Origin of the sequence: Curtobacterium sp. MCSS17_011 (genome assembly GCF_003224275.1) — a bacterium.
In the GTDB taxonomy this organism is placed as follows: Bacteria; Actinomycetota; Actinomycetes; order Actinomycetales; family Microbacteriaceae; genus Curtobacterium.
This window is the reverse complement of record NZ_QKLE01000015.1, coordinates 50762-67216: the sequence shown is the minus strand read 5'-3', so window position 1 is coordinate 67216 and position 16455 is coordinate 50762. Positions and strand designations below refer to the sequence as shown.

Below are 16455 nucleotides of genomic sequence, written 5' to 3'. Positions count from 1 at the left end.
CTCATCTTCGCGAGGGCAGCTGGGTGGCGCCGGGATGCTCAGACGGCCGTCAGGTCCGGGGACCGCGCGACCTCGTGCTCCAGCTGACCGGTGCTGCGGAACAAGCGGACCTGGTGCGTCTCCGGCAGAGCCGCCGCCGTCGCGGTCGCGGTCGACCCAGAGTCGCACGGTCGGGTCGTCGAGCCCGGCGACGGTCAGGTCGGCCTCGACGAGGAACGAGCGGAGCGCCTCGACGTCGTCCACAGCGACGGGCCGCAGGGTCAGAGGGCCACGCCTTCCCAGCGCGGACCGGTCGCGGTGACGACGACGCGGCGCGGCTCGTCGGGCACGTCGTCGGGGTCGAGGTCATCGTCGCCGTCACCGTGCTCGACCGCGTCCGCGCCGGTGGCACGAGTGATCTCGACGTCGAGCACGCTGTCGCTGATGCCGTCGACCATGCCGCGACCCCACTCGACGACGACGATCGCGGCGTCCCAGTCGAGGTCGAGGTCGTCGAGCTCGACCGGGTCGGACAGGCGGTAGGCGTCGACGTGCACCAGGTCCGGGCCGGCGGTCGTCGGGTGCGTCCGGGCGAGGACGAAGGTCGGGCTGGACACCTGGCCGCGCGCGCCGAGTGCGGCGCCGAGCCCGCGGGTCAGTGTGGTCTTGCCTGCACCGAGGGGCCCGGTCAGCACGACGAGGTCCCCCGCGCGCAGCACCGCGGCCAACCGGGCGCCGAGCTCCCCCATCGCCTCGGTGCCGTCGACGGTGGTGTCGAGCAGGACGTGCGCGGACTCGGTCACGGCCGCTCGCCCCGCAGGTACTCCCCGACCCGTCCCTCGATGTCGTGGCCCTCGTAGGACCGGGGCACACGGCTGCCGATCCGGCAGACGATCTCCTCACCGATGGTCTCGAGCGCCGCGCCCCATTCAAGCACGGTCATCTCGTCGTGCTCGCCGGTGCCGAACAGCACGACGGTGTCGCCGGTCCGCACGTCGTCCTCGCCGACGTCCACCAGGAACTGGTCCATCGCGACGCGGCCGGCGATCGGGTACCGCTTGCCGCCGATCGCGACCTGGATGCGGCCCTGCGCCAGACGCGGGACCCCGTCGGCGTACCCGACGGGCACAAGGGCCAGGGTCGTCTCGGTCGCGGTGCGGTACGTGTAGTCGTACGAGACGCCGGTGTCGACGGGCACGCGCTTCGTCTTCGCGACCGACGCGGTCAGGGTCATCACCGGCTCGAGTCCGAGGTCGGCCGCCGAGACGCCGTCGGCCCCGGGGATGCCGAACAGGTTCGCGCCCATCCGGACCATGTCCTTGCGGAACTCCTTGCGCTCCAGCCCCGCGAGCGACGCGGCGACGTGCTCCATCGGGACGTCGAGCCCCAGGTCCTCGGCGATCTCGATCGCGGCGTCGAACACGGCGACCGCGGCGCTGTCCTCGTGGTCGGACGCCTCGGCCAGGTGCGTGTACGCGGCGACGACCTCGATGCGGCCGTTCCGTTGGGCGTCCCGGGCGAGCTCGACGAGTGCCGGCCAGTCCGCCGGGGTCGCGCCGTCCCGGTGCAGTCCGGAGTCGACGCCGAGGTGCACGCGTGCCGGTCGCTGGTCGACGGCGTCGACGATCCGCTGGAGCTCGGGGACGTTCGAGACGCCGAGGTCGACGGCCGAGTCGATGGCGTCCCGGAAGTCCAGGTCGGGGGCGTGCTGCCAGGTGAACAGGTGGACGTCCTCGCCCACGCCGATCGAGCGCAGGCGCAGGGCCGCGGGCACCGTCAGCACACCGATCCAGCGGATGCCGGCGTCGACGGCGGCGAGCGCGATCGGCTCGAGGCCGTGCCCGTACGCGTCGGCCTTCATGATCGCCATCACGGCGACCGGGTCCATCCACTCGCGGACACGGTCGAGGTTGGCACGGTAGGCGTCGAGGTCGATGCGGGCCTGACGCAGCGGTGCGGAGCTCACGTCGTCCTCCGTTCCACGCTGCCGCCGATCCGGGCAACCACCTCGTAGTTGATCGTGCCGATGGCCTCGGCCCAGTCCTCGACGGCGGGGTCGCCGTTCGCGGGGTCGCCCCACAGCACCGCCTCGTCGCCGACCTGCACGTCGGCGTCGCCGATGTCGACGTGCATGGCGTTCATCGCGACGCGTCCGACCACCGGGAACGTCCGGTCGCCGATCCGCACCGAGACCCGGTTGCCGAAGTCGCGGTCGAAGCCGTCCGCGTAGCCCAGGCCGATCACGGCGAGACGGGTGTCCGTCCCGGCGCGCCAGGTGTAGCCGTACGAGACGCCTTCGCCGGCGCCGACCGGCACGGTGCGGAGCACGGCGGCGGTGACCCGCATCGCCGGGCGCAGCCCCAGGTCGGCCGAGGTGCGGCCGTCGAAGGGGCTCAGCCCGTACAGGGCGAGTCCGACGCGGGACAGGTCGTGGCGGGTCTCCGGCACGGCGATGCTCGCGGCACTCGCGGCGAGGTGCACCACGTCCGGCACGATGCCGTTCGCGGCCAGGCCGTCCAGCGCCCGCTGCAGTGCGGCGTCCTGGTCGAGGTCGTCGGTGCGCGACGCGTTCGACAGGTGGGACATGAGCCCCTCGACCCGGGTGCGGTTGCCGCCGCGGGCAAGGGCGCCGGCGGTCGCGAAGAGCTCGGCCCACTCGGACTCGACCGCACCGTTGCGGCTGAGGCCGGTGTCGACGCACAGGTGCACGGCGCGGACGTCGGAGTCGGCTGCTGCGGAGAGCTGCTCGACGCTCGACACCGCTGGCGTGACGTCGAACTGCGCCGCGCGGCGGAAGTCCTCGTCGGGGGCGTGCAGCCACGCGAGGATCCGGACCCCCTCGTCGATGCCGCCCTGACGGAGCGCGACGGCCTCGTCGATGTCGGCGACCCCGAGCCACTCCGCACCGGCGTCCACGAAGGCCTGCGCGGCGTCGAGGGCCCCGTGGCCGTAGGCGTTCGCCTTGACCACCGCGATGACCCCGGCCGGGGCGACCCGGTCGGCGATGGTCGCGTAGTTCTCGATCAGGGCTCCGCGATCGACCGTGATGCCGGTGAACGCGCTCAAGGGACCGTTCCTTCCAGGACCACGTCTGTTCCTTCCAGGACCACGAACGCGGTCGCGATCCCTCCATCATGCGAGAGCGACAGGTGCACGCTCGTCACGCCACGCGCGTCCGCCACCTGCCGGGCGCCCTGGTGCAGGGTGAGCGACGGGTTCCGCTGGTCGTCGGACACGACCTCGAGGTCCTGCCAGCTCAGCCCGGCACTCGACCCGAAGGCCTTGATCAGGGCTTCCTTCGCCGCGAACCGTGCGGCGAGGGACGCGATCGGCCGGGGTTCGCCGTCCCTGACCTGCTCGGACGGCGTGAACAGCCGCGTCCGCATCGCCGGTGTGCGCTCCAGCACCCGTTCGAACCGCTCCAGGTCGACCACGTCGACCCCGATCCCGATGATCACCGTCGCGACTACTCGACGGTGACCGACTTCGCGAGGTTGCGTGGCTGGTCGACGTCGAGGCCCTTGGCCGCGGCGAGCTCCATGCCGAACATGTGCAGCGGTGCCACGGCGAGCAGCGGCTCGAACAGCGGGGTCGCGAGCGGGATCCGCAGGACCTCGTCGGCGAAGGGCAGCACGGCGGCGTCGCCTTCTTCGGCGATCGCGATCACCCGGGCACCGCGGGCGCGGATCTCCTGGATGTTCGAGACGACCTTCGGGTGCAGCGATCGGGGGTCGCGCGGCGACGGCACGATGACGAAGACGATCTGGCCCGGCTCGATCAGGGCGATCGGTCCGTGCTTGAGTTCACCGGCGGCGAAGCCCTCGGCGTGGATGTAGGCGAGCTCCTTGAGCTTGAGCGCACCCTCGAGCGCGATCGGGTAGCCGACGTGGCGACCGAGGAACAGCACGCTCCGGGTGTCCGCCATCCAGCGCGCCAGGTCCTTGATGCCGGCGGCGTCGTCGATGGTCTGCTGCAGCTTCGGCGCGAGCCCTTCGAGCTCGGCCACCTGCTCGGCGATCTGCTCGGTGGTGAGGGTGCCGCGCAGCGTCGCCAGGTGCAGCCCGAGCAGGTAGAGCGCGACGCCCTGGGCGATGAAGGCCTTGGTCGACGCGACGGCGACCTCGGGCCCGGCGTGCGTGTAGATCACGGCGTCGGACTCACGCGGGATCGTGGCGCCCTGGGTGTTGCAGATCGACAGGACCTGCGCGCCCTGCTCGCGGGCGTACTTGACGGCCATGAGCGTGTCCATGGTCTCACCGGACTGGCTGATCGAGACGACCAGGGTGCGCTCGTTCAGCACCGGGTCGCGGTAGCGGAACTCGTGGGCGAGCTCGACCTCGACCGGCACACGGGCCCACTGCTCGATGGCGTACTTGCCCAGGATGCCGGCGTAGGCGGCGGTGCCGCAGGCGATCACGATGACGCGGTCGACGGTCGCCAGGCGGTCGGCGATCGGGTCGAGGTCGGTCAGCGTGACGGCGCCGTCGTGGACGCGGCCGAGGATCGTCTTCGCGACGGCCTCGGGCTCCTCGCTGATCTCCTTCGCCATGAACGAGCTCCAGCCGCCCTTGTCGGCGGCGGAGGCGTCCCAGTTGACCTCGAACTCGCTCGGCGTGGCCGGGGTGCCGTCGAAGTGGATGACGTCGACGCCGTCGGGGCGGATCGTGGCGATCTCGTCCTGCCCGATCGACAGCGCGCGCTGCGTGTAGGCGACGAACGCGGCGACGTCCGAGCCCATGAAGTTCTCACCGTCGCCGAGCCCGACCACCAGGGGCGAGTTGCGACGGGCACCGACGACGACGCCGGGCTGGTCGGCGTGCACGACGAGGAGTGTGAAGGCCCCCTCGAGCCGCTGCACGGCCTGCTGCATGGCTGCGGTGAGGTCACCGGTCTCGCGGAAGGCCCGTCCGACCAGGTGCGCGGCGACCTCGGAGTCGGTCTCGCTGCGGAAGTCGATGCCCTCGGCCTGCAGTTCGGCGCGGAGCTCGGAGAAGTTCTCGATGATGCCGTTGTGGATGAGGGCGAGCTTGTCGCCGTCGGCCAGGTGCGGGTGGGCGTTGCCGTCGGTCGGGCCACCGTGGGTCGCCCAGCGGGTGTGCCCGATGCCGGTCGTGCCGTCCGGGATCGGCGACGACTCGAGCTCGTCGACCAGGGCCTGGAGCTTGCCGGCCTTCTTGGCCGACACGAGGTCCCCTGCTGGGTCGACGACGGCGATGCCCGCTGAGTCGTAGCCGCGGTACTCGAGGCGACGGAGGCCACCGAGGAGGACGTCCTGGCTGCTGTTGCTGCCGACGTAGCCGACGATTCCACACATGGAACCGATCCTACGGTCTGCCTGGACGCCGACCCTGCGAAGTCCCAGGGGTGGGGATAACGTTTCGGCCATGGGACGCTTCGACGACATCGCCATCACCACACTGCACGGCGAGGACACCACGTTCGGCGCCTACGCCGACAAGGCCGTCCTGGTCGTGAACGTCGCCTCCCGGTGCGGCCTCGCCCCGCAGTACGAGCAGCTCGAGGCCCTGCAGAAGCAGTACGGCCCCCGCGGCTTCACGGTGCTGGGCTTCCCGAGCAACCAGTTCCTGCAGGAGCTCGGCTCGTCCGAGGCGATCGACGAGTACTGCTCCACCACGTGGGGTGTGACGTTCCCGATGTCCGAGAAGGTCAAGGTCAACGGCAAGAGCGCCCACCCGCTCTACCAGGCCCTCAAGGAGACCCCGGACGCCGACGGCAAGGCCGGCCGGGTTGCCTGGAACTTCGAGAAGTTCCTCGTCGCGCCCGACGGCACCGTCACGCGCTTCCGTCCCACCACCAAGCCGGACGCCCCCGAGGTCGTCGCCGCCATCGAGGCGGCCCTGCCCGCCTGACGCATCGCGTCCTGCGGGCGCGCACCGAGCACTGGACGCCAGGCCCGGGGCACGTGGGCCGACCGGCTCACGTGCCCGGGCCTGGCGTCTGTACGCTCGATCCCATGCCGTTCTCGGAGACCGCCGTCGCGCACCCGACCCCGTTCGTGGAGATCCCGCGTGCCGAGTGGTCGCAGCTCGCCCCGAAGGAGCACCTGTCGCTCACCGAGACCGAGATCGTGCAGCTGCGCGGTCTCGGCGACCGGTTGGACATGCAGGAGGTGCAGGAGGTCTACCTGCCCCTGTCCCGCCTGCTCACGCTCTACGCCGCCGGTGCGCGGAACCTGCACGCCGAGACGAGCCGGTTCCTCGGGGAGCGCGCCGGACGCACGCCGTTCGTCATCGGCGTCGCCGGTTCCGTCGCAGTCGGCAAGTCCACCGTCGCCCGTCTGCTGCGCGAGCTGACGAAGCGCTGGCCGGACACCCCCCGGGTCGAGCTCGTGACGACCGACGGCTTCCTGTACCCGAACGCCGAGCTGGAGCGCCGCGGGATCATGGACCGCAAGGGCTTCCCGGAGTCGTACGACCGCCGCTCCCTGCTGCGCTTCGTGAGCCAGGTGAAGAGCGGGGCGACCGAGGTCCGCGCGCCGTACTACTCGCACCTGGTCTACGACATCGTCCCCGACGCCGAGATCGTCGTCCGGCAGCCGGACGTGCTCATCGTCGAGGGGCTGAACGTACTGGCGCCCCCGGTGCACGGGCGGCTCGCGCTGTCCGACCTGTTCGACTTCACGATCTACGTCGACGCGAAGACGAAGGACATCGAGTCCTGGTACGTCGACCGGTTCCTCGCCCTGCAGGAAGAGGCGTTCTCGAGCCCCGACTCGTTCTTCCACCGGTTCGCCTCGCTCTCGCGTGAGGACGCGGTGCGAACGGCGACCGAGGTCTGGCGGGCGATCAACGAGCCGAACCTGCTGGAGAACGTCCTGCCCACGCGCTCCCGCGCCACCCTGGTGCTGAAGAAGGGCGCGAACCACAAGGTCAACTCGGTCCTGCTCCGCAAGATCTGAGTTGGGGCAGCAAAACACCGGTGTTCGCGAGCTGAACCGCGGTCTGCGCGTGTTCAACCCGCGAACACCGGTGTCTTGCGGAGGGGACCCCTACGCGGCGTCCAGGGCCAGGCGGTCCTGCACCACGGCGGCGAGCTCCTCGGCGATGCGCTGGGCGTCGTCCTGCGAGGCGGCCTCGACCATGACGCGCACGACCGGCTCGGTGCCCGACGGACGGAGCAGCACACGGCCGCTGTCCCCGAGCGCCTCGCTGGCGGCGGCGATGGCGTCCTGCACGCCCTGGTCGGCGAGCCCGTGACGGTCGACGCCCCGGACGTTGAGCAGCACCTGCGGGAAGACCGTCATGCACGAGGCGAGTTCCTGCAGCGACTTCCCCGTGCGCGCCATCTCGGCGACCAGGTGCAGCCCGGTGAGGATGCCGTCGCCCGTGGTGGCGAACTCGTTGAAGATGATGTGGCCGGACTGCTCGCCACCGATGGAGTAGTCACCCTCGGTCATCTTCTCGAGCACGTAGCGGTCACCCACGCCGGCCTCGATCACGGTGATGCCCGCGTCGGCCATGGCGCGCTTCAGCCCGAGGTTCGACATGACCGTCGCGACCAGGGTGTCGTCCTTGAGCCGACCGCGCTCCTGCAGGGACAGCGCGAGGATGGCCATGATCTGGTCACCGTCGATCGCGTTGCCCGCGGCGTCGACCGCCAGGCAGCGGTCCGCATCGCCGTCGTGCGCGATGCCGACGTCGGCACCGTGCTCGAGCACCGCGCGGGCGAGGTTGTCGATGTGCGTCGAACCGACGCCGTCGTTGATGTTCCAGCCGTCGGGGTCGGCACCGATGAGGGTCACCCGGGCACCCGCGTTGACGAAGACCTCGGGCGAGACACCAGCAGCAGCACCGTTGGCGCAGTCGAGCACCACGTGGATGCCGTCGAGCCGGTGCGGCAGCGTGCCGAGCAGGTGCACCACGTAGCGGTCCTCGGCGTCGGCGAACCGCGAGATGCGCCCGACGTCGATGCCGGTGGGGGTGGGTGCGGAGTGGTCGTGCATGGCCGCTTCGATGCGGTCCTCGACCTCGTCCGGCAGCTTGCGGCCACCCGTGGCGAAGAACTTGATCCCGTTGTCGGGAGCGGGGTTGTGCGATGCGGAGATCATCACGCCGAAGTCGGCGTCGATGTCCGCGACGAGGAACGCCGCGGCGGGGGTGGGGATGACCCCGGCGTCGAGCACGTCGACGCCGGCCGAGGCCAGCCCGGCCGCGACGGCGGACCCGAGGAACTCGCCGGAGACGCGCGGGTCGCGCGCGAGGACCGCGCGCGGGCGCGGTCGACCCGACGCCCGGCGGGCGTCGGCATGGTGTCCGTGTGTGAGGACGGCCGCGCTCGCCTGGGCAAGACCCAGTGCGAGCGCGGCCGTCAGCTCGCCGTTGGCGAGACCACGAACCCCGTCGGTACCGAACAGACGCGGCATGGCGATCTTCAGCCGGTGACGACTAGCGCTTCGAGAACTGCGAAGCCTTGCGGGCCTTCTTGAGACCGGCCTTCTTGCGCTCGATGACGCGGGCGTCACGGGTGAGGAAGCCGGCCTTCTTGAGGGTCGCGCGGTTGTTCTCGCGGTCGATCTCGTTCAGGGTGCGGGCGATGGCGAGGCGGAGCGCGCCGGCCTGACCCGAGGGGCCACCACCGGTGATGCGGGCGACGACGTCGTACGAGCCGAGGAGCTCGAGCACCTTGAAGGGGTCGTTGATGAGCTGCTGGTGCAGCTTGTTCGGGAAGTAGTCCTCGAGCGTGCGGCCGTTCACGACGAACGTGCCGGAGCCCGGGACGAGCCGGACGCGCGCGATGGCCTCCTTGCGGCGCCCGACGGCACCGCCGGAGACGTTGAGGATCTGACGGGGAGCGGCCTCGGCAGCGGCGGGTGCGCTCTCCGTGGTGAAGCTCTCCGGGGTCTGGTCGAGGGAATCAGCGATCTGAGCCATGAGTTTCTCTATGTCCTTGAAGTCGTCGTGGCCGGAACTACTGTGCGACCTGGTCGAAGATGTACGGCTTGGGCTGCTGCGCGGCGTGCGGGTGCTCCGCGCCGGCGTAGACCTTCAGCTTCTTGAGCTGCTCGCGGCCGAGGGTGTTCTTCGGCAGCATGCCGCGGATCGCCTTCTCGACGGCGCGGGTGGGGTGCTTCTCGAGCATCTCCGGGTAGGAGGTCGCCGTCAGGCCGCCCGGGTAACCCGAGTGACGGTAGTAGACCTTCTTCGCGAGCTTCGAACCGGTCAGGGCGACCTTGTCGGCGTTCACGATGATGACGAAGTCACCCATGTCCATGTGCTGGGCGAAGGTGGCCTTGTGCTTGCCGCGCAGGAGCGCCGCGGCGTGGGTGGCGAGACGGCCGAGGACGACGTCGGTGGCGTCGATGACGATCCAGTCGTGCTGGACGTCTGCCGGCTTCGGTGAGAACGTGCGAGTCACAGGAGTGCTGCTTTCGTGTCGAGGTGAGGAGTCCGTGAATCCCACTCCGGTCGGGAGTTCCACGGGCAGAAGCACGGAGAACACCTCGGTTGGAGGGCTCATCTGACTGTCCGCGCGCGGGGCGCACAGACCAAGGTGAGAGCCTAGCCGACGCGGGGTACGTCGGTCAAACGCGCCCAGCAGCCGGCCTGGAGGCGCGGGGCGGCCCCGCACCGCGCCTCCCGTCCGCCCCGGGGGCGTGGGGACTACTCCGCAGCCGCCGTCCGGCGTCGGCGACGCACGACCAGCACACCCGCACCCGCCGCGAGCAACAGGAACGCCACCAACGCACCGGCACCGAGCCCCGCAGCGCCCGTGAACGCGAGCTGCCCATCAGCGGTGATCGTGATCGGGGTCCACCCGATCAGACTCCCGTCCGCAGCCGTCACCGCGAGACGGTGCACCCCAGCCACCGTGTCCACCGGGATCGTCACCCGGACCGTGCCGGCGGACGCGACCACCGCGGTGCCGATCAGCGTCGGCTCCGAGAACAACCAGACGTTCACGACGTCACCGGCCGACGCAGTGCCGACCGTCACCGTGATCGTCTCCCCCGCACGAGCCGACGCCGGAGCCGACACCCCACCACGGTTCGCCTCCGTCAACAGCGACTCCGGCGGCGCCACCGGAACAACCGGGGCAACCGGCGGGGTGATCCCGTCGACCGGCGGCACCGGGGTCGGCGTCGGCGTCGGGGTCGGGTTCGGCGTCGGGGTCGGCGTCGGCGTCGGGTCCGTGCCCGGGTCGGTACCCGCCGCGTCCAGGTCGAAGCCGACCAGGATCGGGTCGTGGTCGCTCGCCCGGTACACGTCGTCGGTGTACAGGTTCGTCGCGTTGTAGTTGTAGCGGCTGTACTCCAGGCCCACCGACTCGACCGAGTTGATGTTCCAGATGTCCACGCCCGTGACCGTCTCGAGCGCGGCCTCCGACGCGAACACGTGGTCGAGCGAGCCGCTCAGGCCGGAGAACACGTACGAGTACTCGGTGTTGTCGAGCGCCGGGCCGAGGTCGGTGTAGCCGGCCTCGTCGAGGACCACCACAGGGTCCTCCTTGCTGTAGGCGTTGAAGTCGCCGAGCATGAACACCTTGTCGGTGCCGTACTGCTCCTGCATGTCGGTGGAGAAGGTCACGAGGGCCTTCGCCTGCTCGACGCGGTCGGCGTTCGACGCACCCTGCCCGTCGCCCTGGTCGGCGTTCTCGCCGGTGCCGGAGCCCTTCGACTTGAAGTGGTTCGCGATCACCAGGAAGTCGTCGTCCGCGGTCCCGCCGACCGGGCGGAACGCGTCGGCGACGGGCTGGCGGGCGTTCGTGAACGCGTCGTCGAGCAGGATCGTCGACTCGCCGACGGGCTCGACGCGGTCCTGCTTGTAGATGAGGGCGAGTCGGATGACGTCCTCGCTCGCGGGCACGACGGCCGGAGACTTCGCGTAGGCCCAGGTGTCCTGACCGGTGGCGGCGTTGAGCGCGTCGACCAGGGTGGCCACGGCGGCGTCACGGTCCTGACCGAAGCGGACGGAGTTCTCGATCTCCTCGAGCGAGACGACGTCGGCGTCCAAACCGTTGATCGCCTTGACGATCTTGACCTGCTGGCGCAGGAAGTCCTCCTGCTCGGCGGCACCGCGGGCGTCGCAGCCCGAGTTCACCGTGACGGGGTCACCGGCGCGGTCCGTGTAGTACTTGCAGCCGGTGAGCTCGTCGCCCGTGGTCGGGAAGTAGTTGAGCACGTTGAAGCCGGCGAGCTTCAGGTCACCACCGACGTCCTGCGGCGCCGGCTGCCGCACCTCCGAGAACGACGCCGGCAGTTCGGCGGCCGGGGTCGCACCCGTGATCGGCGCGGTCGGCTGGAACTTCCACCCGTTGTTGCGGTAGTCGAGGACGACCGGCTCGGTGAAGGTGGCGGCGGCCCCGACGGTGACCGGACCCTGGGTGAGCCACGACACCGGGATGCCCTGGTTCGCCTGGGTCAGGAAGTTGGTGCTCGCACCGTCGTCGAGCGTGACCTTGCGCGCGGCGTTGTCGGCCTCGACGGCCTTCGCCTCGGCGCTGCCAGGGCGGCCGACCTCGGTCGGTTGGACCAGGCGCTTCGTGCCGCTGGCGAGCACGACCTCGCCGTACTGGTTCGTCGTGTAGTTGTCGGCGACGGTGTACGCCCCCTGCGGAGCGACGAGCATGCTCTCGAGCGACTCACGCTGGGTGTCGGACGACGGGAACGCGACCGCGGCGGGCTGCGGTGCCGCGACGGTGTCGTCCAGCTGCTGCAGCGACGAGGCCCCGGACACCGTGAGCTCGGTCAGGCCGGAGTACTCGGACACGGCGCCGGTGACTCGGACGTGGTCGCCCTCGTGCACCAGTCCGGCGGTGGCCGACGAGAAGACGAACACCGCGTCGGACGCGGTGTGGGCGCCGAGGTCGATGGCGCCGCCGGTGCCGGGGGTCTGGATCGTGTAGCCGTTGAGACCACCGGTGCCGTACACCGCGGTGACGACGCCGTCGGTCGTGACGTTCTTGCCGGCGTACGGCGAGGTGTCCGTGGTGCCCTGCAGCTGGGCGATGGTCACGGTCTCGGCAGGGGTGCCGGGCGTGGGGGTCCCGCCGTCACCCGGGTCGGTCGGTTCCGTGGGATCGGTCGGTGCCGTCGTCTCGCCCGCGGCGTTCCGCGGGGTGAGCGTCGTCGTCACGGAGAAGTCCGCACCGTTGACGTCGGTGTCCGTGGTGCCCTGACGGACCAGGCCGTTCGGGACGGAGTTGTCCCCGGTCACGGTGCGCACGGCCGACTCGAACGTGTTCGAGGCGCCGTAGCCGAGCAGGTCGACCACGCCGTCGGTGCCGGTGGTGACGGGTCCGGCGGCGAGCGCCAGGGGTGCCGTGGCGTCGGACAGCACGAGCGTGCCCGTGGTGCCCGAGGGGTTGAGCGTCGCGGTGTCGTCGGCGGCGGGCAGGTCCTCGCCGGCCGGGGTGGCCCCGCCGTTGCCCGCCATCGACACCAGGAAGGTGCCCTTCGCCGGCACGGTGCCCTGCAGCGCACTGGCCGAGAACGTGCCGGTACCCGTGGCGGAGCGGTACTGGAGCGACCACCCGTCGAGCGACACGGCGTCGTCGGTCGGGTTGCCGATCTCGACGAACTTCTCGTTGTAGAACGCGCCCTTGCTCCCCGCCTTCAGGTAGGCCTCCTCGATGACGAGGTCGGTCCCCTCGGGGTTCGCGGTCGCTGCGGTGACGGTGACGAGTGGTGCCGCGAGGAGCGTCGCGGCCGCCGTGGCGCACAGCAGAGTGCGCCCGAGGGTGTTGGCCATGCTCGCACGCTACCGACCTGCGGGGACATTCAGGTTGCGTCGAGGTGAATGATCGCGTTCGGCAACATCAGCCGATCGTGCGCCACCAGCCGATCGCGTTCGGCGGCACGGCCGATCGCGCGGCATCAGCCGATCGCGTTCGGCGGCGTCAGCCGATCGGCAGCCACGTCCCGCCCACACGTCGGACGGCCGGTCCGTGTCCCGGCAGCACGAGGGCCGGGAACGGCAGCGCCCGTGCGGACTCGAGCGCGCGGTCCTGGTCGGTGGTGAAGAACGGTGTGATCATCCGCGGGCGCGGGGCCCACGACCCCGGCTGGGTGTCGTGCCGGCTGACGACCGCGTCGCCGGTGGCGATCGCGTCCGCCGCGGGCAGCAGGTAGGCGGTCGAGCCGTCGGTGTGGCCGACGGCCGGGAACGGCGAGATCGCCCGACCCGCGAAGTCCGTACCGGTGAACGCGCGAGCGGACGGGACGGCCGTGGGTCGGAGGGCGTCGGAGCGGATCGCCCGTGCCAGCCAGGCGAGCACGCGGGGGCTGGCGAGCCGGCCGCCGATCTCCGCCGGGGTGACCTGCTGCCGCTCCGGTCCGCGCACGTTGGCGAGCTCGTCGGCGTGGGCGAGCACCTCGACGTCGGGGTACCGCTCGAGGATCCCGGGGATGCCGCCGACGTGGTCGACGTGTCCGTGCGTCACGTAGACGCGTCGGAGGTCGGCGGGATCGTGTCCGGCGGCGCGCACGGTGTCGAGCACGAGGTCGGTGTCGGCCGGGTACCCGGCATCGATCAGCGCGACGCCGTCCTCCTCCGCCAGCACCACCCAGTTGGACACCGGACCCTCGACGAAGACGACTCCGGGGGCGACGGACACGACGGAACGGGGTTCGCGCGGGCTCATCCCTCGACGCTACCGTCCACCGACCGTCGGGCCCGGGTCTGCTCCGCCCGCTCCGCGAGCTCCGCGTCCGCCGGGTACCCCACCTCGGTCAGGGTCAGTCCCTTCGCCGGCGCCGTCTTGAAGGCGCTCGTGCGTTCCTCGGCGACGCGGAGCTCCTCGAGGCGGTCCGGGCCGAAGCGGCCCTCGCCGACGGCGATGGTCGCGCCGACCATCGCCCGCACCATGGAGTGGCAGAAGGCGTCGGCCTGGAGGCGCGCCACCAGCACGCCGTCCGGCTCGCGGTCCCAGCGGAACTGCTGCAACGTCCTGATGGTCGTCGCCCCCTCGCGCGGCTTGCAGAACGTCGCGAAGTCGTGCAGCCCGAGCAACGTCAGCGCACCGCGCTCCATCGCTGCCGGGTCGAGCCGCGCCGCGTGCCAGACCGTGTGCCCGCGCCGACGTGGATCGCGCGGGGCGTCGGCGTCCGCGATCCGGTACTCGTACCGGCGCCAGAGCGGGGAGAACCGGGCGTCGAACCCGGCGGGCGCCACCGAGGCACCGGTGACGACGACGTCTCCCTCGGGTGCTGCGATGCCGTTGACCCGCTTGAGCAGCCCGTCGAGCGGTGAGCGACCCGTCCCGCGCTTGGCGGTGAGCGCTGCCCACTGCTCCGCCGACAGGTCCAGGTGTGCGACCTGCCCCGTGGCGTGCACCCCGGCGTCGGTGCGTCCGGCGACGGTGAGCAACGGCGGTTCACCCCAGCGGGTGAAGACGGTGGCGAGTGCGGCCTCGAGCGCGCCCTGTACCGTCCGAAGCCCGGGCTGCCGAGCCCACCCGGAGAACGCCGCCCCGTCGTAGGCGATGTCCAGTCGCAGCCGCACGTCACCCGTGCTGTCGCGGTGCTGGAAGCCGACCGTCTCGTCCACGTGACCACCGTAGCGGGGGTGATCCGTGCCTCCCGGCCCGCGCTCGGTCTGCCGGACGGCGACCGCCCGCACCCCTTCAGCCGCGCGGACGGCCGAACGCCGACGGACCGGTCCGGGTGTCGAGGTCGTCGGTGGCGCGCCGCTCGGACTCGACGATCCCGCGCAGGGCCACGAGCGCGGCCGAGGTGACCGCGACGTGGGAGGGGTTCTCACGCGATTCGTCGAGCGCGGTCTCGAGTCGTGCGATGGCCGCTTCGGCCTGGTCCTCCGGGGAGTCACCGCGGATCGTGCTGGCGATCTTCCGCAGCGCTTCGGCGATGGGGGTGGCGAACGCGGGGTCCGGACGCCCGACACCCTCGGAGACCGGACCGGAGCGCGCCACGAGCTCGGTGAGGTCGGTCGTGTACCAGGCGACGCGCTCCAGTGCCCGGAAGCGTCCGCCGTCCTTCTGGAGCCGCGCTCGCGACCCGCGCAGTGCCCCGCGGGGGTTGAGCCGGCGGCTCTCGTGCGCGATCGCCACCCGCGACCGGACGTCCGCGATCGCGCGGTCCAGGCGGTCCTGCTGGTGGTCCCACGCCTTCTCGTCGCGCTTGCCCTCCTCGAGCACGGCTGCCAGCCCGTCGAGGTGGTCCGCCAGCACGCCGTTCACCGCGTCGATGCGGTGTTCGGCGTCCCAGAAGTGCAGCGGCGGGAACACCAGGAAGTTGACCAGCAGCCCGACGACGACACCCACCGCCATCTGCACGAGGTACCCGAGCGAGTAGCCCTCGGCGTGCGCGCCGCCGACGAGCAGCACGAAGAGCGCCGCGGTCGACACCCACGAGCTCCCCTCCCCCAGCACGCGGAACCCGCCGACCAGCACCCCGACGCCGACCGCGAGCGCGATCGCGAGGAAGCCGGGATCGCCGACCCACATCGTGAACGCGGCGATGAGGATGCCGAGGGCGATCCCGACCAGGGTCTGCACACCGCTCCGGATGCCCGCGAACACCGTGGTCTGCATCGCGACGACGGCGCCGAGTGGCGCGTAGTACGGGTACTCGGCCGCGACGCCCGGGATGTGCTGCGCCACGAGCCAGGCGATCACCGCGGCGGCGGCGGCCTTGCCGGCGTGCAGCAGGCGCGGCTGCGTGCCCGAGGTCCGGCTCCACCGCCACACCCGTGTCCCCAGACCCGCAACGTGCTGGAACGCCATGGCTTCCTTCCCTGTCGTACCGGTCGGCCGCCTGACGCGGCACGTCGACCCTGCCGCGCGATCAGCGAACGCGGGGCCCTGGACACGAGGAAACCCCCGCGACCTGGATCGCGGGGGCTTCCTCGTGGTGGTGCGGCGCCCCTGAGGGCACCGGACTACTTGGTGTCGGCGTCGTCCGACTTCTCGGCGGCATCGGCCTCGACCTCGGCAGCAGCCTCGGTCTCGGACTCGGTCTCGACCGGGGCGGACTCCTCGGTGGTCTCGGTCTCCTCGACCGGGGCCTCCTCGGCGGTCTCGTCAGCGGCGGGCTCGTCGACTGGGGCGGCAGCAGCGGCCGGAGCCGAGTTGCGCTTGACCGGAGCGGGCGTGCTCGAGACGGGCTCGAGGACGAGCTCGATCGACGCCAGCGGAGCGTTGTCGCCCTTGCGGAAGCCGAGCTTCGTGATGCGGGTGTAACCGCCCTGGCGGTCCTCGACCTGGGGGGCGATCTCGGTGAACAGCGTGTGCACGACGGACTTGTCGCGCAGGATGCTGATCACACGACGACGCGCGTGCAGGTCGCCGCGCTTCGCGAACGTGATGAGACGCTCGGCGACCGGACGGAGGCGCTTGGCCTTCGTCTCGGTGGTCGTGATGCGACCGTGCGTGAAGAGGGCGTTGGCGAGGTTGCTCAGGAGCAGGCGCTCGTGGGCGGGACCGCCACCGAGGCGGGGGCCCTTGGTGGGCTTCGGCATGTCAGTTCTCCAGTGGTGAAAGTGGTGCGCGCGGTGTCAGCGC

At 71.3% G+C, this 16455-nt stretch carries 15 protein-coding genes; 2 read left to right on the top strand and 13 right to left on the bottom strand.

Going from position 1 to position 16455, the window contains the following annotated elements; genetic code table 11:
- Window positions 1-260 precede the first annotated feature (260 nt).
- The 5 genes from tsaE to glmS are packed head-to-tail and all read right to left on the bottom strand — an operon-like array spanning window position 261 to window position 5293.
- A complete protein-coding gene (tsaE, locus tag DEJ17_RS11495) occupies window positions 261-782 on the bottom strand; it encodes a tRNA (adenosine(37)-N6)-threonylcarbamoyltransferase complex ATPase subunit type 1 TsaE (protein ID WP_258366776.1) in 522 nt (173 codons plus the stop codon).
- Window positions 779-1945, bottom strand: coding sequence for an alanine racemase (alr, locus tag DEJ17_RS11490; protein ID WP_181421142.1), 1167 nt, complete (start codon window positions 1943-1945; stop codon window positions 779-781). Before alr (DEJ17_RS11490) ends, tsaE begins: the two co-directional genes overlap by 4 nt.
- Window positions 1942-3045 carry an alanine racemase gene (gene alr / locus DEJ17_RS11485; protein ID WP_110893957.1) on the bottom strand — a complete coding sequence of 368 codons (1104 nt, stop codon included), beginning with the start codon at window positions 3043-3045 and terminating at the stop codon, window positions 1942-1944. Before alr (DEJ17_RS11485) ends, alr (DEJ17_RS11490) begins: the two co-directional genes overlap by 4 nt.
- Window positions 3042-3437 carry a holo-ACP synthase gene (locus tag DEJ17_RS11480; RefSeq protein WP_110893955.1) on the bottom strand — a complete coding sequence of 132 codons (396 nt, stop codon included), beginning with the start codon at window positions 3435-3437 and terminating at the stop codon, window positions 3042-3044. The genes alr (DEJ17_RS11485) and DEJ17_RS11480 overlap by 4 nt, the downstream gene beginning before the upstream one ends.
- An 8-nt stretch (window positions 3438-3445) precedes the next feature.
- Window positions 3446-5293: a glutamine--fructose-6-phosphate transaminase (isomerizing) gene (glmS, locus tag DEJ17_RS11475; protein WP_110893953.1), complete on the bottom strand. Its 1848-nt coding sequence runs from the start codon at window positions 5291-5293 to the stop codon at window positions 3446-3448.
- A gap of 70 nt (window positions 5294-5363) precedes the next feature.
- Here glmS and DEJ17_RS11470 point away from each other — a divergent pair, with 70 nt between their 5' ends.
- Together DEJ17_RS11470 and coaA are read left to right on the top strand one after the other, a co-directional pair.
- Window positions 5364-5849 carry a glutathione peroxidase gene (locus tag DEJ17_RS11470; protein ID WP_071245463.1) on the top strand — a complete coding sequence of 162 codons (486 nt, stop codon included), beginning with the start codon at window positions 5364-5366 and terminating at the stop codon, window positions 5847-5849.
- A gap of 104 nt (window positions 5850-5953) precedes the next feature.
- Window positions 5954-6898 (top strand): type I pantothenate kinase, encoded by a 945-nt coding sequence (gene coaA, locus DEJ17_RS11465; RefSeq protein WP_110893951.1) that lies wholly within the window; start codon window positions 5954-5956, stop codon window positions 6896-6898.
- Between the two features lie 90 nt (window positions 6899-6988).
- On the opposite strand, the gene glmM is transcribed toward coaA, so the two are convergent.
- The 8 genes from glmM to rplQ all read right to left on the bottom strand — a co-directional run bounded on the left by glmM (window position 6989) and on the right by rplQ (window position 16412).
- The gene (glmM, locus tag DEJ17_RS11460; protein WP_110893949.1) at window positions 6989-8362 is read right to left on the bottom strand and encodes a phosphoglucosamine mutase; all 1374 of its coding nucleotides are present in this window, start codon (window positions 8360-8362) and stop codon (window positions 6989-6991) included.
- Between the two features lie 22 nt (window positions 8363-8384).
- Window positions 8385-8870, bottom strand: a complete 486-nt coding sequence (gene rpsI / locus DEJ17_RS11455; protein ID WP_027466716.1) for a 30S ribosomal protein S9 — start codon at window positions 8868-8870, stop codon at window positions 8385-8387.
- A gap of 37 nt (window positions 8871-8907) precedes the next feature.
- A complete protein-coding gene (rplM, locus tag DEJ17_RS11450) occupies window positions 8908-9354 on the bottom strand; it encodes a 50S ribosomal protein L13 (RefSeq protein ID WP_027466717.1) in 447 nt (148 codons plus the stop codon).
- A gap of 245 nt (window positions 9355-9599) precedes the next feature.
- Complete coding sequence (locus tag DEJ17_RS11445) at window positions 9600-12686, bottom strand: ExeM/NucH family extracellular endonuclease (protein ID WP_146239705.1); 3087 nt, start codon at window positions 12684-12686, stop codon at window positions 9600-9602.
- A gap of 148 nt (window positions 12687-12834) precedes the next feature.
- Entirely contained in the window at window positions 12835-13578 is a 744-nt protein-coding gene (locus tag DEJ17_RS11440) for an MBL fold metallo-hydrolase (RefSeq protein ID WP_110893947.1), read from the bottom strand.
- Window positions 13575-14483, bottom strand: a complete 909-nt coding sequence (gene truA / locus DEJ17_RS11435) for a tRNA pseudouridine(38-40) synthase TruA (protein ID WP_258366775.1) — start codon at window positions 14481-14483, stop codon at window positions 13575-13577. The genes DEJ17_RS11440 and truA overlap by 4 nt, the downstream gene beginning before the upstream one ends.
- A 76-nt stretch (window positions 14484-14559) precedes the next feature.
- Window positions 14560-15678, bottom strand: a complete 1119-nt coding sequence (locus tag DEJ17_RS11430) for an aromatic acid exporter family protein (RefSeq protein ID WP_110859506.1) — start codon at window positions 15676-15678, stop codon at window positions 14560-14562.
- 155 nt (window positions 15679-15833) lie between these two features.
- Window positions 15834-16412, bottom strand: a complete 579-nt coding sequence (gene rplQ, locus DEJ17_RS11425) for a 50S ribosomal protein L17 (RefSeq protein ID WP_110859505.1) — start codon at window positions 16410-16412, stop codon at window positions 15834-15836.
- Window positions 16413-16455 lie beyond the last annotated feature (43 nt).